A 25,298-nucleotide genomic window follows, 5' to 3' on the forward strand; every position below is an offset into this window, starting at 1 on the left:
TCATACAAATGGATTTCCGACACAGTAGAGGGTCCCAAATCCCTCAATAATTAATTTAAAAACAGACAAACTCTTTATACAAAAGAATATGGCATTTAGAAAAGACAATAAAATAAAGAGTAACTTTTCGAAAATAACAATCAGCTTAGCGTCACCCGAAGAAATTCTCGAGAATTCGTATGGAGAAGTGCTGAAACCCGAAACCATCAATTATCGAACTTACAAACCGGAACGCGACGGATTGTTCTGCGAACGCATTTTTGGTCCAGTAAAAGATTACGAATGCCATTGCGGAAAATACAAAAGAATCCGTTACAAAGGAATCGTATGCGATCGATGCGGCGTAGAAGTAACTGAAAAGAAAGTACGACGCGAACGTACAGGGCACATCCACCTCGTAGTTCCTGTAGCACATATTTGGTATTTCAGATCGCTGCCCAACAAAATAGGTTATCTACTCGGAATACCGACAAAAAAACTCGATTCGATTATCTATTACGAACGTTACGTGGTAATTCAACCGGGTATATTAAAGGATAAAGTTGAAGAAAAAGATCTTCTCACCGAAGATGAATATCTGGAATTTCTTAACGGCCTGCCAAAAGAAAATCAGCTGCTCGAAGACAGCGATCCCAATAAATTTATCGCGAAAATGGGAGCCGAAGCAATTCTGGATCTTCTTGAAAGATTAAATCTCGACAAATTAGCCAATCAGCTTCGCCATCGCGCCAATACAGACAATTCGCAACAGCGCAAAAACGAGGCTCTCAAGCAGTTGCAGGTTGTAGAGGCATTCCGTAGCTCGAAAAACGTGAACAAACCGGAATGGATGATCATGAAGGTAATTCCCGTTATCCCGCCCGAGCTTCGTCCACTTGTTCCACTGGATGGAGGACGTTTTGCTACATCCGACCTCAACGATTTGTATCGCCGTGTCATTATTCGCAACAACCGATTAAGAAGACTCATCGACATCAAAGCTCCTGACGTGATTTTGCGTAACGAAAAGCGCATGCTTCAGGAAGCCGTTGATTCGCTTTTCGATAATTCGCGCAAATCGAGCGCTATCAAAACAGAATCGAACCGTCCGCTAAAATCTCTCTCGGACAGCTTAAAAGGAAAACAAGGCCGCTTCCGTCAGAATTTGTTGGGTAAACGTGTCGATTATTCCGCTCGTTCGGTGATCGTCGTCGGTCCGGAATTGAAGATGCACGAATGCGGTTTGCCAAAAGACATGGCTGCCGAACTTTATAAACCGTTTATCATTCGCAAACTTATCGAAAGAGGTATCGTAAAAACCGTGAAATCGGCCAAAAAAATTGTCGATCGCAAAGAACCGGTTGTTTACGATATTCTCGAATATGTGATGAAGGGACATCCCGTCCTTCTCAACCGTGCACCAACGCTTCACCGATTGGGTATTCAAGCATTCCAGCCAAAACTGATCGAAGGGAAAGCCATTCAGCTTCATCCGCTGGCATGTACGGCATTCAATGCCGACTTCGATGGTGACCAAATGGCTGTTCACCTTCCGCTCGGCAACGAAGCTATCCTCGAAGCTCAATTGCTGATGCTTGCTTCGCACAACATTCTTAATCCTGCCAATGGCGCACCTATCACTGTACCTTCACAGGACATGGTGCTCGGACTGTATTATATTACAAAAATCCGTCCGGGAGCAAAAGGCGAAGGAATGACATTTTATGGCGAAGAAGAAGCTATAATAGCCTATAACGAAGGAAAAGTGGATATTCACGCCTTGGTGAAAGTTATCGTGGATGATGTTGACGAGGAAGGCAATCCTATCCGCAAAATGCACGAAACAACCGTCGGACGCGTTATTACAAACGAATATATTCCCAAAGAAGTTGGCTACATCAACGAACTTCTTTCGAAGAAATCGCTTCGTGACATTATCAACAAAGTAATCAAACGTTGCGGAGTAGCACGAACTGCTCAATATCTCGATGACATAAAAGCACTCGGTTATCGAATGGCCTTCGAAGGAGGACTTTCCTTTAACCTCGAGGATATCATCATACCTGCTGAAAAAGAAGAACTTATCAAGCAGGGATACGAAGAGGTTGAGCAGATTATGGAAAACTACAACATGGGATTTATCACCTATAACGAGCGCTACAATCAGATTATCGATACATGGACACATATCAATTCCAAATTGTCGAACATTCTGATGAAGCAACTTGCCGAAGATGACCAGGGATTTAATTCTGTGTACATGATGCTCGACTCGGGTGCCCGTGGTTCACGCGAACAAATTCGCCAGTTGTCCGGTATGCGAGGACTGATGGCCAAGCCACAAAAAAGCGGTGCCGAAGGTGGACAGATTATCGAAAACCCGATTTTGGCAAATTTCAAAGAGGGACTCTCGGTATTGGAATACTTTATTTCGACACACGGTGCTCGTAAAGGTCTCGCCGATACTGCCCTCAAAACGGCTGACGCCGGTTATCTGACTCGCCGTTTGGTTGACGTTTCGCAAGACGTGATCATTACGGAAGAAGACTGCGGAACACTTCGTGGGCTTGTAGCAACAGCTCTCAAAAATAATGACGAAGTGGTAGCTTCGCTCTACGAGCGCATTCTCGGACGTGTTTCGGTGCATGATGTGCAGCACCCTTTGACGGGAGAAATTCTGGTACAATCGGGCGAAGAAATCACGGAAGATATCGCAAAAAAAATCGAAGAGTCTCCCATCGAACGAGTAGAAATTCGTTCAGTACTCACATGCGAATCCAGGCAGGGCGTTTGCGCTAAATGCTATGGACGGAATTTGGCCCGCAGCCGAATGGTAGAAAAAGGCGAAGCCGTAGGAGTAATCGCTGCTCAATCCATCGGAGAGCCCGGTACACAGCTGACGCTTCGTACTTTCCATGTGGGTGGTATCGCCTCAAATATTGCGGCCGAAAACAATATCACCACAAAGTACGACGGTATTCTCGAATTTGATGAACTGCGAACCGTCGATCCTCAAGAAAAAGATGCAAACGGCAGAGCATACAAAGTGGTTGTCAGTCGATTGGTTGAAATGCGAATTATAGATCCCAATACAAAAATTGTTTTGCTATCACACAATGTGCCTTATGGATCAAAACTTTACTTCGGCAACGGAGATAAAGTGACCAAAGGCGACCTTATCTGCGAATGGGACCCATTCAATGCCGTTATCATCAGCGAAGCAACCGGAAGAATTCGTTTCGACAATTTTATCGAAAATGTAACTTTCAAAGTTGAGTCAGACGAACAAACCGGCTTGAAAGAAAAAGTTATCATTGAGTCGCGCGACAAGACAAAAGCACCGTCGGCTCATATCGTGAACGAAAACGATGATGTTTTGCGCACATATACGCTGCCACTCGGAGCTCACATCGTGAAAAACGAAAACGATGAAATTAAAACCGGTGACGTATTGGCAAAAATACCAAGAGCGGTCGGAAAAGCCGGAGATATCACCGGTGGTCTTCCTCGGGTTACGGAGCTTTTCGAAGCTCGTAATCCCTCAAATCCGGCCATCGTGTCCGAAATCGACGGAGAAGTTTCGTTCGGAAAAATTAAACGCGGAAATCAGGAAATTTCTGTCACATCGAAAACAGGTGAAGTAAAGAAATATTTGATCCCGCTCTCGAAACAAATTCTGGTTCAGGAGAACGATTACGTACGCGCAGGTATGCCACTTTCAGACGGAGCCATCACACCTTCCGATATTCTTGCAATCATGGGCCCAACTGCCGTTCAGGAATACATTGTAAACGAAGTGCAGGACGTTTATCGCCTTCAAGGAGTTAAAATCAACGACAAACACTTCGAAGTAATTGTTCGGCAGATGATGCGAAAAGTTGAAATTGTGGATCCCGGAGACACTCGCTTCCTCGAACAACAACTTGTGGACAAACATGAGATGATGGAAGAAAACGATCGCATCTGGGGTAAAAAAGTGATCATCGATCCGGGAGACTCTCAAATTTTCGAACCGGGCCAGATAGTTACCGTTCGTAAGTTGCGTGACGAAAACAGTTCGCTCAAACGTCGCGACTTGAAACTTGTGGAAGCACGTGACGCAATCCCGGCAACTGCCAATCAGGTATTGCAGGGAATCACACGAGCAGCACTGCAAACAAAAAGTTTCATGTCGGCTGCTTCATTCCAGGAGACAACAAAAGTTCTCAACGAGGCTGCCATCAACGGAAAAGTAGATTATCTGGAAGGATTGAAAGAAAACGTAATTTGTGGTCATCTCATCCCCGCCGGTACGGGTCAACGCGAGTTCGATAAACTCATTGTCGGCACTCGTGAAGATTTTGAAAAAATGAAAACTCCGCACCGCTCAAATGTCTTGGAAAAAGCTTCGGAATAATCTTTCAAAAACAAACTATTCATTAGAAAAGGGCTGCTCTATCGGGCAGCTCTTTTGTTGGTTTCACGGATGATTTAACCATTATTTAATATCTTCCAAACTGTAAATTCATGAACATTTTGTAACTTTGAGACTCGATTTTAAGCAGCATAAATAACTTATAAATAAACAAATGGTATGAAATTTTTAACAGACGACAAACTTACAATCGTCGGAGCAGCCGGCATGATTGGTTCGAACATGGCACAAACGGCAGCCATGATGCATCTTACGCCAAATATTTGTCTCTATGATCCCTTTGAACGAGGACTTAAAGGAGTTTGGGAAGAAATGCGTCACTGCGGGTTTGAAGATGTAGATTTTACTTACACTACCGACATCAAAGAAGCATTCACCGATACAAAATATATGATATCGTCGGGTGGCGCTCCTCGCAAAGATGGAATGACACGCGAAGATTTATTGCAAGGAAACGCTGCTATTGCAGCACAATTGGGAAAAGACATCAAAGCATACTGTCCTGATTTGAAACACTTGACCGTTATCTTCAACCCTGCCGACATCACGGGTTTGGTTGCACTTATCTATTCAGGACTTAAACCATCGCAAGTGACCACATTGGCAGCATTGGATAGTACCCGTCTGCAGAGTGAATTGGCCAAACATTTCGGAGTAAGACAAAGCCAGGTAACAAATGCCCGCACCTACGGCGGACATGGTGAAGAAATGGCCGTATTTGCCTCGACTGCCAAGGTGAACGGGACTCCTCTTCTCGACCTCATCGGCACCGAAAAACTGACTAACGAAGAATGGGAAAAACTGAAAGAACGCGTTATCAAAGGCGGCGCAACTATCATCAAACTTCGTGGACGTTCGTCATTCCAAAGCCCGGCCTACGTTTCGGTAGAAATGATGCGTGCTGCAATGGGTGGCGATCCGTTCCGTTGGCCTGCAGGTTGCTACGTTAACAGCCAGGGATTCAACAACGTCATGATGGCAATGGAAACCAACATTACAATAGATGGCGTTTCTTACTCCGAAATCAAAGGCACTCCCGAAGAGATGGACGAATTGAAAAAAAGCTATCAACACCTGGTCGATCTTCGTCAGCAAGTCATCGAGATGGGGGTCATCCCTCCTGTTGAACAGTGGCACACCATTAATCCGAATTTATAATTATCGCAGATTAACGATATATTGTTCAAAAAGAGAGTCCGCCGAGGCTCTCTTTTTTATTTACAAACGAGCAGGCTAACTATAAATTCATTCTAAGATACTTTTGATATATATGATGATTTGAGAAGAAATATCGTTATATTTTTTTACCTTTGTTTATAGATCAGCGAAAAACTATCAATATGAATATCAATGACTACGGATTTGTGCGAGTTGCAGCTGCAACGCCAAAATTGAAAGTTGCCGATTGCGACTATAATGTTTATGAAATGAAATCGATGATCGATGAAGCCGTTAAAAATCAGGTGCAAATCATCTGTTTCCCCGAACTCTGCATCACCGGTTATACATGTGCCGATTTGTTTTTTCAGACGGCGTTGCTGGAAAAGGCAAAAGCTTCGCTACTCGAGATTGCAAGCTTCATGCACGATAAGCCGACAATCGTTGCTATTGTAGGTTTGCCAATTCGCAAACTGAACTGCCTCTATAATGTAGCCGCCGTCATTTCATCCGAAGGCATCGTGGGGATGATTCCCAAAACTTACATACCGAATGAAGGAGAATTTTACGAAAAGCGCTGGTTTGCCTCCGGCAAGGATATGGAAAATACGACCATCGTGATAGGAAATGAACATATCGCATTCGGAACCGATATCTTGTTTGAAACCCCATTCGTCACATTCGGAATCGAAATTTGCGAAGATTTATGGATGCCGATTCCTCCTTCTTCGAATTTAACATTGAAAGGAGCGGAACTTATTTTTAATCTGTCGGCAAGCAACGAACTTGTGGGCAAACACGCTTACAGACGTTCACTCGTTGCACAACAATCGGGACGTTGCATTTGTGGGTACATTTACACTTCGTGCGGTGTAGGAGAATCAACAACCGACCTTGTTTTTTCGGGAAGCCGGATCATTGCCGAAAATGGTTCTATTATTGCAGAATCAGAACGATTTTCGCTTGACAACCGCATGTCGATTAATGATATAGACCTATTTGCATTACGACACGACAGAATAAAAAATGCAAATTATCTGACGCCCGATCAATCTACCTGTCAAGTATTGCCATGCCAAATCAGGCCAATATCTGCAGATAAAATCAGACGAACGATCAATCCCTTCCCATTCATTCCATCGAAAAGTGAAGAAAACGAGCGGCTCTTCGAAGTTTTCAACATACAAACGCACGGATTAGCCAAAAGATTGATGCACACCGGAATAAAAACGGTAACAATAGGCATTTCGGGTGGATTGGATTCGACATTGGCTTTGTTGGTTGCAATAAGGGCATTCGATTTGCTTGGAATTCCTCGAAAGAATGTATATGGTATTACAATGCCCGGATTTGGTACGACTAATCGCACCTATAATAATGCAAAAGAACTCGTAACATCATTGGGAGCGACATTATTGGAAATTCCGATTTCGGAAGCCGTTGAACTTCATTTCAAAAATATCGGACATGACCTCGCAGACAAAAATATCGTTTATGAGAATGCACAAGCCCGCGAACGAACTCAAATATTGATGGACATTGCCAATAAAATCGACGGATTAGCAGTGGGGACGGGTAATATGTCGGAATTGGCTTTGGGATGGGCAACCTACAATGGCGACCACATGTCGATGTACGGCGTAAATACCAGCGTTCCAAAAACACTCGTGAAATCACTTGTTCGCTGGATTGCCGACACTCAAATGGAAGACTCTTCTCAAAATATTCTACACGATATTCTCGACACTCCATTCAGTCCCGAACTCTTACCTGCCGACCAAAATGGGAATATTGCACAAATCACCGAAGACAAAATCGGCCCCTACGAACTGCACGATTTCTTTTTGCATCGCATGCTTCGCTATGGCGACTCTCCATCCCGCATCTACTATCTGTCTCAATTTGCTTTTGCCGAAAAATATTCGGCTGAGACCATTTTAAAATGGATGAAAACATTCTATCGAAGATTTTTCACGCAACAATTCAAACGCTCGTGCATGCCCGACGGACCTAAGGTGGGATCTATCAATCTTTCGCCACGCGGAGACTGGCGAATGCCGAGCGATGCTTCGGTAGCCGTGTGGATGGACGAACTGTTGCAAATGTAATCCGCTTACAAATAATCTATTTTCGTGGAACAACAGAAATGAAACAACTGAACCAATTATTTGCAAACTATACCGGAAAGACAAATCCGACAATGGAGGAGCTTCCAACCTCGGGATCCAACCGTAAATACTATCGACTGCAATCGGGAGATACTTCGCTCGTTGGCGTTGAAGGAGAATCGAAAAACGAAAATCATGCTTTTATCGAACTCGATCGCCATTTCTACAAAAAAGGGCTGAATGTTCCCAAAGTAGTTGCTGTATCGGACGACGAAATGTTTTATCTGCAGGAAGATTTGGGCGATAAAATACTTTTTGATGCAATCAAAGCAGGTCGCTTAACGGGTGTGTTTGGACCGAACGAGAAAGAGTTGTTGCAAAAAACTATCGCGAAGCTTGCCGATTTTCAAATAATAGGCGCAGAAGGTTTAAATTTTGATGTTTGTTATCCTCAGCCTGAATTTAACAGCCGGTCGGTTTTTTGGGATTTGAATTATTTCAAATACAACTTTCTGAAAACAACCGGGATGGATTTTCAGGAAGAGCTGCTCGAAAACGATTTCGAACGATTAGCCGATAATTTATTGCAAGGCGATAGCGAAACATTCATGTATCGCGATTTCCAATCGCGCAATGTGATGTTGGTAAATGATGAACCCTATTTCATCGATTTTCAGGGAGGACGAAAAGGACCGGTTTATTATGACGTGGCATCATTTCTCTGGCAGGCAAAAGCAAATTTTCCGCCCGATTTGCGAGATGAACTTATTTCGACCTATATCGAATCGTTGAAAAAATACCGAGAGGTGGACGAATCCAAATTCCTGAAACAATTGCGCCAGTTTGTTCTGTTCAGAACGCTTCAAGTGCTGGGCGCTTATGGATTTCGGGGTTATTTCGAAAAAAAACCACATTTCATCCAAAGCATTCCGTTTGGCTTAAACAATTTACGCGAACTTTTGAAAGAAGGATTCGACGAATATCCATATTTAAGCCATATTCTTACAGAAATGGTTAACCTCAAACAATTTGCCGACTCCACGAAACGCGAATTGGAGGTACGTGTGGTAAGTTTTGCCTACAAAAAAGGAATCCCCGACGATCCTTCGGGAAACGGCGGTGGCTATGTTTTCGATTGCCGTGCCATTAACAATCCCGGGAAATATGAGCGATACAATAATGTTACCGGACTGGATGAACCTGTGATTAAATTTCTGGAAGAAGATGGCGAAATCATCGAATTTTTGAATAATATTTATCCGTTGGTCGATAGACACGTTAAACGATATACCGAACGCAAGTTCACGCATCTGATGATTGCATTTGGTTGTACCGGCGGGCAGCACCGTTCGGTGTATGCTGCACAACATGTGGCAGAGCACATCTCGAAAAAATTCGGTGTGAAAGTCGTTCTCGTGCATCGCGAGCAAAATCTGGAACAGGAATTTCGAAAAAGATAATCAAATGAAAGCCATGATTTTCGCGGCAGGCATGGGCACTCGGTTGAAACCACTCACCGATACGATGCCAAAAGCATTGGTTGAGGTGAACGGGAAACCGCTTTTGCAACTCGTAATCGAAAAACTGAAAGCCGAAGGATTTGACGAAATTATTGTGAACGTCCATCATTTTGCCGAAAAGATTATCGATTTTTTAGATGCCAACGATCGTTTCGACATTCGCATCGAAATATCGGATGAACGGAAATCTCTTCTCGATACCGGCGGTGGGATCAAAAAAGCATCTTGGTTTTTCGATGACGACAAACCTTTTTTGATCTACAACGTAGATATTCTCTCAAACATTCGGTTAAGGCAACTTTACGAATATCACCTCAATCAAAAAAATCTTGCAACGCTTGTTTGCAGTGAAAGAAAATCATCTCGTTATTTGCTCTTCGATCGTGAAAATGCTTTAAAAGGATGGATTAACGAAAAAACCGGAGAAACAAAATCACCGCTCACCGATTTTCATCCGGAAGCATATCAAAAACTTGCATTTTCGGGAATACATGTGCTCGACACATCCGTTTTTTCTTACATGAAAGATTTTCCCGAAAAATTTTCAATCATCGATTTTTATCTTTCCATTTGCAACAAAACAGTGATTAAATCCTATGTTCCCAAGCATTTCGAACTTCTTGACGTCGGTAAATTGGATGCATTGCAAAAAGCAAATGAATTTATCGAAAAAATTAAATTAACCCGATAGTCTTGCTCCGGGCGAGCAGGCAAGCCCCTAAAATTCCAGACTTTTCGCCCAATTTTGAGACCTTTAAAGTGGTATCGCTATTGACCAAATTGAGCGAATATTTTTTAATGGCACTTCGTAACGGCAATAACAAAAAATCACCGGCCTGAGCCAATGTTCCACCAATCACCACTAATTCGGGATTAAAAATATTGATTAGACCCGCAACAGACCTTCCCAAAGTTGATCCAACCTCCTCAATCAGCTCAATCGCTGTGATATCATCCTGCAAAGCTGAAGTGATGATGTCGGTTAAAGAAATCTCGTCACCGGCTTCGAATTTTGTTCGTAATCTACTGGAATCGCCATTTTTCATTCTTTCCATGAAAACACGATACACATACGATCCTGATGCTTGCGTTTCGAGACATCCCTTTTTCCCGCAATGGCATAAAACTTCATTGTCGAATGCAGGATAATGTCCAAATTCCCCTGAGAATCCCGATTTGCCATAATACAACTCTCCGTTGATAATCAGTCCCATTCCCAAACCCCAGCTTACATTAATGAAAACAACATTCTTCTCACCTTGCACACAGCCATTCAAGAATTCGGCATAAGTCATGGCTCGCGAATCGTTATCGATGCTCGTATTAATTCCAAAACATTCAGTAAAAATATCTGTTAAAGGCCGTTCATCGATATAAAAAAAACTGTAACTATGCCCGGATTTCGTATTAACACGTCCCGAAATATTAATGCCTATATTTAAAATTTTATCTCGTTGAATGCCACAGTTATTTAAAAAATTATCTATTGCCCCACAAAGTTCTTCGAATTTTTCTACCGAATGATCCACTTTATAAGGAATATCCATGACAGAATTCACCATTATACCATTAAAATTGATCAAGCCTATATTCATACAAGAATGATTGATATCAACTCCGACAAAGTAGCCCGAATCACGGTTTAGTCCATAAATATTGGGGCGTCGACCTCCTGCGGTTTCCTGTTTCCCATAATCAACCACATATCCGTCATCTATCAGTTCTCCCACCAGTTTTGTCACCGTAGGTACACTCAGATTCATTTCCTTTCCCAAATCGGCGAGAGTGTTTTCGCCGTTATTGATATAATAGCAAATAATATCTCTCTTTAACAGGGCGTTTTTCGAACCTGAATTAATTTCTTCCCAAAATTTATTGTTCATATAAAAAAGCTTATGAGTAAATCCTGAACAAATTTATAAAATATCTTTGGAATACGTCATATTAAAACAAATATATGTTTTGTAGCATATTTAACAAAATAATTTATTTTTTATTTGGTTGAATAAAAATAATTTTCGTAATTAGCGGAAATTTAATAAATATGATTCATAATATAATAAGTATATCACAAAAACGACAACTGAAATCGCTGAATCAAATGGATAGATTTCTGATAATGAATAGAATAATCAACATCAAATAAAATAATAACTATGAATCTCAATTTAAAAGAGTTGGAATTGCAATACAAAAATGAGCTTCTCGATAATATACTCCCTTTTTGGCTGCAAAAATCACAAGATAAAGAATGCGGAGGATATTTCACTTGCCTTGATCGTCAAGGCAACGTTTTCGATACAGACAAATTTATCTGGTTACAAGGAAGACAAGTATGGCTTTTTTCGATGCTTTACAATAAAGTAGAAAAGAAACAGGAATGGCTCGACTGCGCAATTGAGGGAGCTGAATTTTTAAAAAAATACGGCCACGACGGCAACTACAACTGGTATTTTTCACTTACCCGCGAAGGCAAACCACTTATCGATCCCTACAATATTTTTTCCTACACATTTGCATCAATGGCATTTGGACAATTAAGCCTTGCTACAGGGAATGAAGAATATGCCGAAATTGCCCAACGTACATTTGATATCATCCTTTCGAAAGTAGATAATCCAAAAGGAAAATGGAATAAGGCACATCCCGGAACACGAAATCTGAAAAACTTTGCCTTACCAATGATTCTTTGCAATCTATCGTTGGAAATTGAACATTTACTCGATGAGGAATTCCTTACAAAAACGATGGAGAATTGTATCCATGAAGTCATGGATGTTTTCCTCCGTCCGGAACTTGGAGGCATCGTTGTGGAAAATGTAAATAGCGACGGCACTCTTTCCGACTCGTTCGAAGGCCGGCAAATCACGCCTGGTCATGCCATCGAAGCGATGTGGTTCATTATGGATCTTGGCATAAGACTCAATCGTCCCGAATTAATTAAAAAAGCGGTCGAAACAACTCTCACCATGCTCAATTATGGATGGGACAAAGAATATGGCGGTATCTTTTATTTTCTTGACCGTAAAGGATTTCCGCCCCAGCAACTGGAATGGGATCAGAAACTGTGGTGGGTGCATGTAGAAGCATTGATATCCCTGCTGAAAGGGTATCAGCTGACCGGATCACAAGAATGCCTTACTTGGTTTGAGAAAATACACGATTATACCTGGAGCCATTTCAAAGACCCTGAACATCCCGAATGGTGGGGATATCTCAACCGACGAGGCGAAGTTCTGCTCGATTTAAAAGGTGGAAAATGGAAGGGTTGTTTCCATGTGCCACGAGGATTGTATCAATGTTGGAAAACACTGGAAAAAATAAATAGCGAAATAAATAGCGAACAAAAAATCTTAAACCCACAAATTTAAAAATTAATCATCTAATTAAATGAAAATGAAAAGAGACAAAAAAGGTAATGCGTTAGAGAAGTCAATATTCACTCTTGCCTTCTTATGGCTAACTTCTCTGACATTGTTTGCTCAAAACATTACCGTCAAAGGAAATGTTGTCGATGAGCAAAAAGAACCGTTAATCGGCGTTTCGGTTAAAATACAAGGAACACCTACCGGAACAGTAACAGATTATGATGGCAATTTCGAACTTCCAAATGTTCCGCCAACAGGAAAATTGGAATTTTCGTATGTCGGCATGAAAACATTGGTTGTACCGGTAGATGGCAGAGCTGTGATTAATGTTACCATGCAAGAAGATGTTGAAATGCTTGAAGAGGTAGTTATTACAGGTTATGGGGGAACGCAATTGCGATCAAGAAGTACCAATTCCATTGCTAAAGTTGAAAACAAGAAATTGGAGGCTGGAATATTTTCCAATCCTGCACAGGCTCTTTCCGGAGCAGTTTCCGGTCTACGTGTAGTACAATATTCCGGTAATCCGGGCGCAACACCATCTATTGTATTACGCGGAGGAACAAATTTGGACGGTTCAGGTTCGCCACTGATTATAGTTGACGGTCAAGTCAGAGGAAGCCTTTCGGATATAAATCCGGAAGATATCGAAAACATGCAAGTAATGAAAGACGCGGGAGCTACAGCTATTTATGGTGCACGAGCAAATAATGGGGTTATCCTTATCCAAACAAAAAGAGGGAAAAAGGGAGTTTCGGAAATGAATTTCAAAATGAAGTTTGGAGTCAACTACCTAAATCTCCCTTATGAGTTTTGCAACGCTGAAGAATACCTTACCTGGATGCGCCCATCTTACGTAAAATCGGCACAAATATGGCAACGAGAAAATGGCACATGGATGGGATACTCAAACCCCATCACACTAACAGGAACACAACCGTACGGAACAGGAAATGCATATTTTGCTGCAGATGGTGTGACACCTTTAGAAAACACCATGAATTCTGTTTGGAGCACCATGTATTATGAAGACCGGTATCAATTTTTAATTGATAAACATGGTTGGCAAAAAATGAAAGATCCTGCATATGAATACATAAGGAGCATAAGTAAAGATCCAAATTCGGTCCCCGAATATTTGATTTTTAAAAATACCTATCCGGGAGATTTCAACTTTAAGGATCCATCCTATTCACAAGATTACAACTGGAATATGTCAGGCGGGAACGACAAGGGAAGTTATTATGCTGGTTTGGGCTACAACTATTCACAAGGATTACCCATTTCTTCGTATTACAAACGTTATTCGATTATTATCAATGGAGATTATAAAATCAAACCGTGGCTTACCTCGCAGTCAAGCTTCAACTTTAACAGGGCTAATTGGCAATCGATGCCCGCATCACAAACAAGCGAAGCTAATTATTTCAGCAGAATATTAACAGTTCCACCTACCGTGCGTTATACCAACGACCATGATGGTTCGTACCGACTGGGGAATAATTATAGTGACGGTAATCAAGCTTATCAGCCAGAAAAATTCTTTCGTTTTAATCAAACGGACAAATTTACAATGAACCAAACATTAAAAATTGATTTTACCAAAAACATTTATCTGAAGCTTTCCGGAAATTGGTATTATAGTGAAGGGTTTTACGAAGCATTTAATAAAGATTTTAGAGAAAACCCGACAAAGATAAATACCACAAGAAATACCTCGGGTGAATTCGCACGAACGTTGGATCAAACCTATAACGCAATTTTCAATTTCGATAAACAAATAAATGATCATTATCTTTCGGCAATGCTTGGATCCGAATATTACGATACTTACTCATATGGTATTTATGCAGCCGGATCCGGCGCACCGACGGATGATTTTCGCGACTTGCAATTGACCTCCAGTGAAAAAGATAAAAGAAGCATTGATTCATACCATACTAAACAACGCATTTTATCATTTTTTGGTCGTGCCAATTATAATTATCAGGAAAAATATCTCCTTTCAGCGGTTTTACGACATGATGGGTACTCCAGATTAGTCAACAAAAGATGGGGAACATTTCCCGGTATATCTGCCGGATGGGTTTTCAGTAAAGAATCTTTCATGAGAGAATTCGACGATATTATTTCTTTCGGTAAGTTAAGAACCAGCTACGGATTAAACGGAAATGTATCGGGCATCGGCGCATATGAATTGCAAGGCAGCTATGTTGCTTCAACAAACTACAACGGTCTTGCTACTTTTGTTTTAGGCTCTGTTCCCAATCCTGATCTGCGATGGGAAAAAACAAGAACATTTGAAGTCGGGCTTGATCTTAGTTATTTAAAAAACAGGTATTCAACCAATTTTACTTTTTATGATCGTCTAACGTCGGATAAATTCGCCACTTTGAGTCTTCCCAGTTCATCAGGAATTAGTGGTATTCGCACAAATAACGGAGAATTTCGCAACAGAGGGGTCGAAATTGAACTTTCTGCAACACCTATTCAGAACACTAATTGGTATTGGAACATAGGAGCAAATATTTCATACAACAAAAATACGGTTGTAAGTTTACCCTATAATGGTCTTCCATTGAACCGACAAGGTGGTTTTCAAGTATATTCGGGGAAAGACAAAACTGATTTGATTTGGGTAGGAGGCTATCAAGAAGGACAAGAGCCGGGAGCACTCTATGTATTTAAAGCTGAAGGTATTTATAAAGATGAAAGTGAAATACCGGACGACATGATTGTAAAACCCCATTCTTTCCAAGGGGCCACTACCCGTACACTTTATGGCAAAAGTAATTGGGCAAAAATGACTGAACAAGAAAAAATTAACAGTAGGGGATTCCCTATTCAACCCGGTGATGTGAAATGGAAAGATATAAATGGAGATAATATAATAGACGATTATGATTTGGTGAAAGTGGGAAATACAACACCTCATTGGTTTGGAGGATTCAACACCACCGTAACGTGGAAACAACTTTCATTGTACTGTGCATTTGATTACGCTTTTGATTTTTGGGTAATGGATTATCGCTTGCCATGGATCATGGGTAATATGCAAGGTACCTATAATATGACCACTGATGTAAGAAAAACATGGACTCCGGAAAATCCAAATGCGAAATATCCGATTTACGTATGGGCTGATCAATTGGGAAAGGGGAACTATCGTAATTCTACCTTATTCACATACAAAGGCGATTATTTATCGTTACGACAAGTATCCCTATCCTATTCCTTGCCGAAATCGCTTATTAATAAAGCTTTTATAGAAAAATTGGATCTTTCGATAACCGGTCAGAATTTGGGTTATATTACAGCGGCAAAAACAATATCTACTCCGGAACAAGGTGGAATTCAAGATGCTACATATACCTTACCGCGTACAGTGACATTAGGTTTAAATATTACTTTCTAATCTTTAATATTAAAAAATATGAAAAAAATAATTTATACATTAAGTGCACTTATCATGGTAATTTTTGCCAATACCTCATGTAAAGATACACTTGATTTAGCACCGATAGACTATTATGGAAGCGGTAACTTTTGGAAAACTTTGCCGCAAACGGAAGCTTATGTAAACGGTATTCATTTAGATCTGCGCTCTACAAATTTTACTCGTAAATTCTTAATGGGAGAAGCTCGCGGAGGTCTCCAAAAAATCGGCACCAGCTCTCAAGGTTTGTCTACCTACAACGATATTATAAAAAGCAATTCTCTTGATGGTAATAATCCCGGCCTTTCATCCTGGTCCGGTTTATATGGCAATATCTTCGACTGCAATTTGGTTATTCAAATGGTAGAAGGAAGCGACATACATAAAAAAAATAAAGAAAAAGTAGATATACTTCTAGGACAGACTTACGGAATTCGAGCACTCTATTATTTTACACTTTATAGAGCCTATGGCGGAGTACCATTGGCTAGACGGGTAAAAGTACTCGACGGTCAAGTTTCGCCAACCGATTTATATACTGGTCGTGCTACTCCGAAAATGGTTATGGATTCCATAAAATCGGATATACAAAAATCACTGGATTATTTCGGTACATACCAAGATGAAGGAACAATTGATAATGTCACGTGGTCTAAAGTTGCTTCACAAATGCTTGCCGCAGAAATATATTTATGGTCAGCCAAAGTTAGCTTAGGCGATCAAAAACCCGCAGCAGAAGATTTATCAAAAGCTGAAAATTATTTGCTGGCAGTGAAAAATGATACGCGTTTTGGACTGCTAACCAATTTTGCAGATGTATTTTCAACAAACAATGAAAAAAACAAAGAAATTATTTTCGCCATAAACTATGCTGACGGTGAAGCAACAAGCAATGCAGGCGATTTTGTATATGCTCCTCAAAACATGATAGGAATTTTCTACGATCGTAATGGAAAAAAAATTGATACAGATATTTTGGATTTAAGAGGAACAGGGTGGCAACGCTATGAATACACAAATGATTTTTGGCTTTCATTTGACGAAAAAGACAAGAGACGAGATGCTACTTTTATGGATTACTATAATGACAAGGGTACATTGGAAGGTACTGTTTTGAAAAAATTTCTCGGCTCTATTAACGCCACCGGGAACCGGGTGTTCGACACCAACGAACCTTTGTATCGCTACGCAGATGTTCTTCTTATGCTGGCTGAAGTCGAAAATATGAAGAGTGGTGATCCTGCCAAATACATTAACGAAATACGTAAACGCGCCTACGGAAACGACTTTGATCCCGTCACGGATAGTTATCACAATAGCGATTTCAAAACCAATGAATTGGAAATATTAAAAGAACGCGATAGGGAGTTTGTATATGAAGGAAAACGTTGGTATGATGTCTGCCGCTTGAAAGATGCAAAAGACGGAAAACCTTTGGCATTTGATAACGTATCAACATACCGTGGTATGCCTGTGCTCAAATCCAATGAAACACATAAGCTCTTATGGCCGATAGATAAAAGCACATTAAACGCCGATCCCTTGCTCAAACAAACTCCAGGCTATAAAGTTGGTGATCAAGAAGAAGAAACGTGGTAATAGCTTTATGTTTAAGTTTGAGAAGCTCTTTAAAATTTTCCAAAATTTTTAATCTATGAGTCTGCTTTAAGAACAACAGTTCGGTATTTTTTCAGAAAGGTTACTCATAACTAATTGATTATTAGTACTGAATTCGCCTTACAAAATGAAGAATATAATCATCTGATTAAAAGGATATTACGTAAAAATTTACCGAACTATTGTTAAGAAGTCCAAAATACTGAAAAGTATTTTTGTATAAACTTGATATTCAGGTTGAATTTTTGTTCATTTCCGATAAATAAGACTTATTCAGATGGACTCATCTATAAATCAAATTATTAAGCAGTAAATTCTCAATAGCAAATTTACTGCTTAATTTTTCTCACGTTAATGTTTTTAAGTCCGGCAAAAATTAATTTATGAAAGAATGGATAATTTTTTTGGGGTATATAAGCTGGATTATCCCTACTTATTCTCAAATACGATACGTAAATGCCAATCAATTCCCCCTTATCGGAAAAATTTCCGATAAAACGGAAACACGCTACGAGCGTTTACCTGCAACGTTGAAAGACCGATGCAGGCCTCCTTTATGGAAGTTGGGGAAAAACACATCCGGTCTTGCTATACGGTTTTGTTCAAACAGTTCTACCATTTCGGCTAAATGGGAAGTGTTGAACAATACGCATATGGATCACATGACCGATGTTGGTTGCAAAGGACTCGACCTTTATGCATGGGAAGGCGATCATTGGCAATTTGTCAATTCGGCTCGTCCAACAGGAAAGGTAAACGAAAAGCAAATCATCATGAATATGGCGCCGGAAGAACGGGAATACTTGTTATTCCTTCCGTTATATGATGGGGTTGTTTCACTTTCCATAGGGGTTGACTCTCTTGCAACGATCAAACAACCCAACTTGACATACCCTAAAACCGACTCTCCGATTATTATTTACGGTACAAGCATAACTCAAGGAGGGTGCGCCGCACGTCCCGGAATGTCGTTTTCAAATATTCTAACTCGTCGCCTCAATCAAGAAGTAATTAATCTGGGATTTAGCGGAAACGGGAAACTGGATTACGAAATTGCCGGAACAATGGCCAAAAGACACGATGCCGCATTATTTATCCTTGATTTTATCCCTAATGTAAATGAGGAGCAAATCAAAGAAAAAACCGCTACTTTTGTAAGTATACTTCGAAAAGAAAATCCGAATACCCCAATATTGTTCGTAGAATCGGTAATTTTCCCTCATTCATTGTACGACAAAATCGCTTTTGATATTGTTACAAAAAAGAATAAGGCATTAAAACAGGAAGTGGAAAAATTGAAACAATCCGGAAATAAGAATATCTACTACCTTTCAAGCGTCAATATAATTGGTAATGACGGCGAAGCAACGGTTGACGGCATACATTTTACCGACCTTGGTTTTGTCAGAATGGCCGAAATACTGCAGGAAAGATAGTTACAATTCTGCCATACTAACGCTCTATTCTAGCTCTATTTATTTAACTTCGAGAATTCAAAATACAGGTATGATTATCTCTTATGGAAAATATTAAGATAGTGTTCATGAAAACAAAAAAATCAAAATTAAAATGAAAAGAATATCATTAATTATCTTGCTTTGTTCAATTTTTATAGGATGTTTTTCTTCACAAAAGAAAGAGACAAATTCCATTCAGGGAATCGAAAAAATCACAATTGATGCACCCACTCAAGCACTTTTTCGGGAAAGACCAAATGATAATGTAGTCAGAATCGAAATAACTCCCGCCGCCAATAGTCGGAAAATAATCTCCGAAATTAAATTCTCATTCAAAGAAAAAATTGATCCTATTTTTAAAAAAGCTTGCTTACATAAGCAAAGCAACGAAATAAACGATTTAATAGCCAATACCGACAAATTTCCTTTAAATACGGAAATCCGATTTGATTTGAATGAAGAAATAACGAATGAAAAAACAAGCACTTTTGCACTTGAGCTAAATTTGAATCCCAACGCGAATCTTTCGACGAAAGCCTGTTTATCCGAAATCCAAATAACCTTTGAAGACGGCAGTACGTATGTGTCGACACCTGAAGCAGTTTTCAGACCGGCAATCGAATTACGGGCCGTCGGTCAGGACAATTGTCATACCTATCGGATTCCGGGAATAATCACCACCAATAAAGGTACGCTGATTGCTGTTTACGATAACCGTTATGCGCGAAGCAAGGATCTTCAGGAAGATATCGATATCGGTATGAGCCGGAGCGAAGATGGAGGCGAAACATGGGAACCCATGAAAGTCATAATGGATATGAATGAGTGGGGTGGAAAACCGGAATACCTCAATGGTGTGGGAGATCCGGCTATTCTCTACGATCATAAAAACCATACGATATGGGTGGCAGCACTATGGGTACACGGATTTAAGAGGGATGATATGGCCTGGTGGGCTTCTCAACCCGGAATGACACCCGAAAAAACCGGACAGTTTATGCTCGTCAAAAGCACAGATGACGGAAAAACATGGTCAAAACCTATCAACATTACTCAGCAAATAAAAGATCCATCCTGGCAATTACTCCTGCAAGGACCCGGGAGGGGCATTTGTATGGATGACGGTACACTTGTCTTCCCGGCACAATTCAAAGCCGATATAGGTGAAAAAGCATTAGATGGCGGAAAATACACAAGCCATTCCACTATTGTATATAGTAAAGATGGGGGAAATACCTGGCATATCGGTACTGGTGCCAAGCCCAATACCACAGAGGCACAAGTTGTGCAATTGAGCGATGGCAGTTTGATGCTGAACATGCGTGACGACAGAAACAGACAAATAAAAGACGACACAAATGGGCGCGCCGTAGCTGTCACGAACGACATGGGGAAAACATGGACTGTTCATCCTTCTTCAAACACTGCATTACCTGAGCCTAATTGCATGGCAAGTATTATCGGTGCCAATGTTCGGATAGAAAAAGAAAATCAAAAAGTTCTTCTCTTCTCAAATCCCGCAGACAAATATCGTCGAATCAACATAACTATAAAGGCTAGCCTGGATGAAGGCATGACCTGGCCCGAACACTATCATCTTCTTATTCATGCACCTGAAGGTTTTGGATATTCTTGCCTGACGATGGTTAACGAACAACACGTCGGAATAGTATATGAAGGAAATAGAAATCTTATTTTTCAAAAAATACCGGTTTCGGATATAATTTCCGACCAAAATATAAATAAATAATAATGAGAAAAATTCATGTCCCGATTTCAACAGATTGCAATATGTTCAACATTTATCGCATTAATTTTCCACACTTTTTTATCATGCCAAGAAATGAATAAGACGACGACAAATTTGAAAATTACCTGGCAACGGATTCCCACAGACGGTTTGACGGGAAATTTACAGAAAGGAGTTTCGGCATCATATGCTGCCATCAGTCATGATAAACTTTTAGTTGCAGGAGGTTGCAACTTCCCCGATAAGCTCGGCTTTGAGGGGGGAGTAAAAGTATACTATGACGATATCGTGATGATGGATACTACAATTCTCGACAAATGGACACATGTCGGCAAACTTCCTAAACCTGCTGCATATGGGGTTTCCATCCGATTATCGTCCAACGAAACGCTTTGGATCGGAGGAAACACAGGAAACGAATCGTTGAAAAATGTGTATAGCGTATCGTTGCAGAGATCGGGAGAACAAAAATTGGATTCTCTTCCGTTCTTACCTGCAACGATGGATAATTTTGCCGGTTGTGCCATAGAGAATTCCGTTTTTGTCGGGGGCGGGAATGTAAACGATACGCCAAGCAACGATTTTTATTCCATCGACATAAAAAATGACTCAATATGGAAAAAACTTCCGCCTTTTCCGGGTATACCTCGAGTGCAACCGGTAATGGCAGGAATTAAAAATGCCGAGAGAAACTATGTCTATTTACTGGGAGGTTTTTTCGGGGGAGACGAATTTCATCTACCCGAAATGGCAAAAGATGTATATCGGTATTGCGTTGAAGACAGCACATGGGAAAAGGTAGGAGAACAAATTGATCCCGATACGCAAAAACCATTCTCTCTAGCCGGAGCCGTTGCAATGCCCCTGCAAAACCGATACATTTTATGTATGGGAGGAGTTAATTACGATATATTCCTAAATGCCATCACAACACAATACAACATCAATTTTAATCGGTTACTCACCGACGAAGAAAAGAAACAAAAGAACAACGCGTTTTCAAAAATATACATGACTCAGCCGATGGCATATTACAAATTCAACCCCGAATGCCGAATCTTTGATACAAAAACCAATCGATGGCAAACCATAGACGTCACCCAAAATGCCGCACGTGCAGGAGCTACTCTTGTTTTTGAGAACGATACTTTCTATCTCATACAAGGAGAATTGAAACCGGGCGTTCGTACACCAATTACATGGAAAGGTAAAATCAGTTTAAATACTAATTAAATGGCGATACAACAAACAAAAACATATCTTCTCATTTTTTTCTCTTTTATTTACAGTATAACATCGCTTTACGCTGATTATATTGATTATGCCGATTATGCTCGGGACACCCTAATGTTAATACCCAAACCTCAGTCCATAAAAATTCAAAATGCAACACACCTGTTTGAAGATACAATCAACAACAATAAAATTGCCATTCAGTACGTATCATCAATACCACAGGCTTTGGTAAATCAAAAAGAGGCGTATCATTTGACGATTACACCCGACAGTATTTTCATAAAGGCAACGGCAGATCAAGGTGTTTATTGGGCTAAACAAACATTAAACCAGCTTATTACGCAATATCGCAGCAAGCACTATTTGCCGTGTTGCGAAATTGTCGACTGGCCTGCTTTTCATATACGTGGTTTCATGCATGATGTGGGAAGAAGCTACATTTCGCCCGATGAACTGAAACGGGAAATCGCAATTCTATCCACATACAAAATAAATACATTTCATTGGCATCTAACTGAAAATTTGGGATGGAGATTAGAAAGTAAAATTTACCCTCAGCTCAATGATAGCGCTAACTTTGGACGTCTTCCGGGAAAATATTATACCATAGACGAAGCCAAAGATATTGCGGCATTTTGCAAAGCACACCAAGTATTGCTTATCCCGGAAATAGATATGCCGGGACATAGCGCTGCTTTCAGAAAAACATTCGGTTGCGATATGCAAAGTCCTGAAGGAATGGACATCCTGAAACAATTGATCCAAGAGATTTGCATCGAGATTTTCCCCGATCTGCCCTATCTCCATATCGGAACCGATGAGGTAGAAATTACCAACCCGGAATTTGTGCCTGAAATGGTACAATACATACGCTCAATGGGGAAAAAAGTGATTTCCTGGAATCCGGGATATACATACCATCCGGGAGAAATCGATATGATACACATGTGGAGTTCGCGGGGAAAACCATTAACCAATACGCCGGCTATTGATTCCCGGTACCATTATATCAATCATTTTGACAATTTTGCCGATTTAATTGCCTTGTACAATAGCAACATCGGCAACCGAGAATATGAAAAAGATAACATCATAGGAGCAATAATGGCTGTATGGAACGATCGATTTGTATATCCCGAAAAAAATATTTTAATCGAAAACGCCTTCTATCCTTTAATGCTGACTTTTGCCGAAAGTTCGTGGCAAGGCGGACGCAAAAAATATTTCGACCAACAAGGCACATTATTGAAAGAAGATTCGCCGGAGTATCCGCTCTTTATTGATTTTGAAAATCGAATGCTTTGGCATAAACAAAACATGTTGAATAATTTACCCTTTCCCTATGTCCGCCAAACAAACGTGAAATGGCGCATCACGGATGCTTTTCCCAATTACGGAAATCTGCAACAATCATTTCCACCCGAAAAAAAACTAAAAACACACTATACCTATCAAGGGAAAACATACCATACCCGCGAAGCTATCGGTGCTGCCATATACCTGCGTCATGTATGGGGAGAAATGATACCCTCCTTTTACGACAACCTCAAGCCCAATCATACAGCCTATGCATATACATGGGTATGGTCGCCGAAAACACAAACCGTTGGAGCATGGATGAGCACGCAAAACTACAGCAGGTCGGAAAAAGATCTTCCTCCTCCTCAAGGAGAATGGGATTATCGAAAAAGTAAAATAATGATTAACGATAAAGAAATTCAACCTCCGGTTTGGAGTAATAATCATACCATTCTTTCAAGCGAAATCCCACTTGGGAACGAAAATTTCGCGATGCGTCCTCCTATTCCCGTAACTTTAAAAAAAGGTTGGAATAAAATTTTGTTGAAATTGCCGATAGGTGAATTTTCCACAAAAGAAGTGCGCCTACAAAAATGGATGTTTACGTTTGTATTTGTCACCCTCGATGGTAAACAGGAAATGGAAGGACTTATTTATAACCCCGATAAAAAAATCGATAAAGAAAATGAGAAACAGTAAAGCTTATCCTTGGATTGTAGTTGGATTACTTTGGGTGGTTGCACTGCTTAATTATCTCGACCGACAGATGCTATCCACCATGCAAGCGGCAATGGCTGTCGATATTGCAGAACTGTCAATTGCGGAAAATTTCGGTCGGTTAATGGGAATATTTTTGCTTGTTTACGGTTTTTTAAGCCCGGCAGCAGGAGCTGTAGCAGATAGAATAAATCGGAAATGGCTTATTGCCGGAAGTTTACTGGTATGGTCAGCCGTAACTTATTTCATGGGTTACGCTACTTCTTTCAACCAATTGTATTGGCTCAGGGCTTTTATGGGAATAAGCGAAGCATTATACCTTCCTGCAGCATTGTCCATGATTGCCGATTATCACACAAATAAAACCCGCTCCTTGGCAATCGGCATTCATATGACAGGGCTTTATACGGGGCAAGCACTGGGTGGTTTTGGGGCTGCAATAGCGGCCAATTATTCCTGGCGAACAGTATTTCATGGTTTTGGTATCATTGGGATTATATACGCCGTTATCCTTATTTTGTTCCTTAATGACCAAAAAAGTCATACTAGTCGAATATCCGAGACACAACCTTTAAACACAAAAGCCGAAAAAGAACCTTTCTGGAAACCATTTATTGTGCTTTTAAGTACAGCATCTTTCTGGGTTATGCTATTCTACTTTATCGTCCCGAGCCTTCCCGGATGGGCAACTAAAAATTGGCTACCGACATTATTTACAAAAAACTTGGGCATTCCCATGACAATGGCAGGACCAATGGCCACGATTTCCATTGCCGTTGCATCTCTCATCGGCGTTTTTATCGGCGGCCCTCTATCCGACCGATGGGTGCTCAAAAACATCAAAGGCCGTATCTACACGAGTGCCATAGGATTAACCCTGACCGTACCTTCACTCATACTCCTGGGCTTTGGGCACACCTATATAAGCCTCATTTGTTCGGCCTTTTTGTTCGGTATCGGTTATGGAATGTTCGATGCCAACAATATGCCTATACTTTGCCAAATCATCTCTCCAAAATATCGGGCAACAGCCTACGGCATAATGAACATGATGGGAGTTTTTGGAGGATATGCTATTACAATTGTACTTGGAACTTCAACCGACAAAGGAAATTTAGGTTCCGATTTTAGCAAATTGGCTTTTTTGGTTTTACTGGCAGTCATTATGGTATTGCTCTTCTTAAAACCCAAAAAAGAATATACCTATACGGAAGAAAATAATATTTAACTAAAATAATC

Annotated in this window: 14 protein-coding genes; 13 read left to right on the forward strand and 1 reads right to left on the reverse strand. The window is 40.5% G+C overall.

Annotated elements, in window-relative coordinates; translation table 11 throughout:
* Positions 1-88: 88 nt before the first annotated feature.
* From rpoC to EJN84_RS04100, 5 genes are all read left to right on the forward strand, one after another.
* A complete protein-coding gene (gene rpoC / locus EJN84_RS04080) occupies positions 89-4,375 on the forward strand; it encodes a DNA-directed RNA polymerase subunit beta' (RefSeq protein WP_129594232.1) in 4,287 nt (1,428 codons plus the stop codon).
* A 177-nt stretch (positions 4,376-4,552) separates the two neighbouring features.
* Complete coding sequence (locus tag EJN84_RS04085) at positions 4,553-5,551, forward strand: malate dehydrogenase (RefSeq protein ID WP_129594233.1); 999 nt, start codon at positions 4,553-4,555, stop codon at positions 5,549-5,551.
* Between the two features lie 182 nt (positions 5,552-5,733).
* Positions 5,734-7,659 (forward strand): NAD(+) synthase, encoded by a 1,926-nt coding sequence (locus EJN84_RS04090; protein ID WP_129594234.1) that lies wholly within the window; start codon positions 5,734-5,736, stop codon positions 7,657-7,659.
* A 38-nt stretch (positions 7,660-7,697) separates the two neighbouring features.
* A complete protein-coding gene (locus EJN84_RS04095) occupies positions 7,698-9,119 on the forward strand; it encodes a RapZ C-terminal domain-containing protein (protein ID WP_129594235.1) in 1,422 nt (473 codons plus the stop codon).
* A 4-nt stretch (positions 9,120-9,123) separates the two neighbouring features.
* A complete protein-coding gene (locus EJN84_RS04100) occupies positions 9,124-9,870 on the forward strand; it encodes a nucleotidyltransferase family protein (RefSeq protein WP_129594236.1) in 747 nt (248 codons plus the stop codon).
* Here the strand turns inward: EJN84_RS04100 and EJN84_RS04105 are convergent.
* Positions 9,854-11,062, reverse strand: a complete 1,209-nt coding sequence (locus tag EJN84_RS04105; RefSeq protein WP_129594237.1) for an ROK family transcriptional regulator — start codon at positions 11,060-11,062, stop codon at positions 9,854-9,856. The genes EJN84_RS04100 and EJN84_RS04105 overlap by 17 nt on opposite strands.
* A 273-nt stretch (positions 11,063-11,335) precedes the next feature.
* Here EJN84_RS04105 and EJN84_RS04110 point away from each other — a divergent pair, with 273 nt between their 5' ends.
* The 8 genes from EJN84_RS04110 (at position 11,336) to EJN84_RS04145 (ending at position 25,287) form a co-directional block, all read left to right on the forward strand.
* A complete protein-coding gene (locus EJN84_RS04110) occupies positions 11,336-12,550 on the forward strand; it encodes an AGE family epimerase/isomerase (RefSeq protein WP_129594238.1) in 1,215 nt (404 codons plus the stop codon).
* Between the two features lie 25 nt (positions 12,551-12,575).
* Positions 12,576-15,962 (forward strand): SusC/RagA family TonB-linked outer membrane protein, encoded by a 3,387-nt coding sequence (locus tag EJN84_RS04115; protein WP_129594239.1) that lies wholly within the window; start codon positions 12,576-12,578, stop codon positions 15,960-15,962.
* A gap of 18 nt (positions 15,963-15,980) precedes the next feature.
* Entirely contained in the window at positions 15,981-17,582 is a 1,602-nt protein-coding gene (locus EJN84_RS04120) for a RagB/SusD family nutrient uptake outer membrane protein (RefSeq protein WP_129594240.1), read from the forward strand.
* A gap of 401 nt (positions 17,583-17,983) precedes the next feature.
* Positions 17,984-19,036, forward strand: coding sequence for an SGNH/GDSL hydrolase family protein (locus EJN84_RS04125; protein ID WP_129594241.1), 1,053 nt, complete (start codon positions 17,984-17,986; stop codon positions 19,034-19,036).
* Between the two features lie 133 nt (positions 19,037-19,169).
* Complete coding sequence (locus EJN84_RS04130) at positions 19,170-20,807, forward strand: sialidase family protein (protein WP_129594242.1); 1,638 nt, start codon at positions 19,170-19,172, stop codon at positions 20,805-20,807.
* Positions 20,808-20,900: 93 nt separating this feature from the next.
* Positions 20,901-22,040: a cyclically-permuted mutarotase family protein gene (locus EJN84_RS04135; protein ID WP_129594243.1), complete on the forward strand. Its 1,140-nt coding sequence runs from the start codon at positions 20,901-20,903 to the stop codon at positions 22,038-22,040.
* Positions 22,041-24,041, forward strand: coding sequence for a family 20 glycosylhydrolase (locus EJN84_RS04140; protein WP_129594244.1), 2,001 nt, complete (start codon positions 22,041-22,043; stop codon positions 24,039-24,041).
* The gene (locus EJN84_RS04145) at positions 24,028-25,287 is read left to right on the forward strand and encodes an MFS transporter (protein WP_129594245.1); all 1,260 of its coding nucleotides are present in this window, start codon (positions 24,028-24,030) and stop codon (positions 25,285-25,287) included. The genes EJN84_RS04140 and EJN84_RS04145 overlap by 14 nt, the downstream gene beginning before the upstream one ends.
* Positions 25,288-25,298: the final 11 nt, after the last annotated feature.

Source organism: Seramator thermalis (assembly GCF_004138125.1).
Classification (GTDB): domain Bacteria; phylum Bacteroidota; class Bacteroidia; order Bacteroidales; family Dysgonomonadaceae; genus Seramator; species Seramator thermalis.

Coding starts and splice junctions, on each gene's coding strand:
- EJN84_RS04135 (WP_129594243.1), top strand. CDS start 20,901: ATGAATAAGACGACGACAAATTTGAAAATTACCTGGCAACGGATTCCC.
- EJN84_RS04120 (WP_129594240.1), top strand. CDS start 15,981: ATGAAAAAAATAATTTATACATTAAGTGCACTTATCATGGTAATTTTT.
- EJN84_RS04090 (WP_129594234.1), top strand. CDS start 5,734: ATGAATATCAATGACTACGGATTTGTGCGAGTTGCAGCTGCAACGCCA.
- rpoC (WP_129594232.1), top strand. CDS start 89: ATGGCATTTAGAAAAGACAATAAAATAAAGAGTAACTTTTCGAAAATA.
- EJN84_RS04085 (WP_129594233.1), top strand. CDS start 4,553: ATGAAATTTTTAACAGACGACAAACTTACAATCGTCGGAGCAGCCGGC.
- EJN84_RS04145 (WP_129594245.1), top strand. CDS start 24,028: ATGAGAAACAGTAAAGCTTATCCTTGGATTGTAGTTGGATTACTTTGG.
- EJN84_RS04125 (WP_129594241.1), top strand. CDS start 17,984: ATGAAAGAATGGATAATTTTTTTGGGGTATATAAGCTGGATTATCCCT.
- EJN84_RS04105 (WP_129594237.1), bottom strand. CDS start 11,062: ATGAACAATAAATTTTGGGAAGAAATTAATTCAGGTTCGAAAAACGCC.
- EJN84_RS04115 (WP_129594239.1), top strand. CDS start 12,576: ATGAAAAGAGACAAAAAAGGTAATGCGTTAGAGAAGTCAATATTCACT.
- EJN84_RS04095 (WP_129594235.1), top strand. CDS start 7,698: ATGAAACAACTGAACCAATTATTTGCAAACTATACCGGAAAGACAAAT.
- EJN84_RS04100 (WP_129594236.1), top strand. CDS start 9,124: ATGAAAGCCATGATTTTCGCGGCAGGCATGGGCACTCGGTTGAAACCA.
- EJN84_RS04110 (WP_129594238.1), top strand. CDS start 11,336: ATGAATCTCAATTTAAAAGAGTTGGAATTGCAATACAAAAATGAGCTT.
- EJN84_RS04130 (WP_129594242.1), top strand. CDS start 19,170: ATGAAAAGAATATCATTAATTATCTTGCTTTGTTCAATTTTTATAGGA.
- EJN84_RS04140 (WP_129594244.1), top strand. CDS start 22,041: ATGGCGATACAACAAACAAAAACATATCTTCTCATTTTTTTCTCTTTT.